We start from the raw sequence: 456 nt of genomic DNA, 5'->3' as shown, positions 1-456 counted from the left end.
CCCTGGTGGAACGGCAGATCCAGGAGAACGGCGTCACCTACAACGTTTACGCCGATCCCAAGGGCACCGACCGCCCCTGGGCGCTGGACCTTCTGCCGAACCTGCTGTCCGCCGCCGAGTGGCAGCCGATCGCCGCTGGTGTGGCGCAGCGTGCTCGGCTGCTCAATGCGCTGCTGGCCGACCTGTACGGCGACCAGCGTCTGCTCGCCGAAGGGCTGCTGCCCAGCGAACTGGTCTTCGGCCATCCGAACTTCCTCTGGCCGGCGCTCGGCATCCGGCCGCCCGGCGGGATTTTCCTGCACAGCTATGCCGTGGACCTGGCGCGCGATGCCGACGGACGCTGGCAGGTCCTTGCCGACCGCACCCAGGCTCCGTCCGGCGCGGGCTATGCGCTGGAGAACCGGCAGATCGTCTCGCGGGCCTTGCCGGAACTCTATCGCGACCTGCGCGTGCAGC

Annotated in this window: 1 protein-coding gene; it reads left to right on the top strand. The window is 69.5% G+C overall.

Annotated elements, in window-relative coordinates:
• Positions 1–456 (top strand): circularly permuted type 2 ATP-grasp protein (locus LLU09_RS12530; RefSeq protein WP_228312052.1); only part of this gene is annotated, 456 nt, incomplete at both ends.

This window comes from Salinicoccus sp. RF5, assembly GCF_020786625.1.
GTDB lineage: Bacteria > Bacillota > Bacilli > Staphylococcales > Salinicoccaceae > Salinicoccus.
This window is presented reverse-complemented; position numbering and strand designations above follow the sequence as displayed.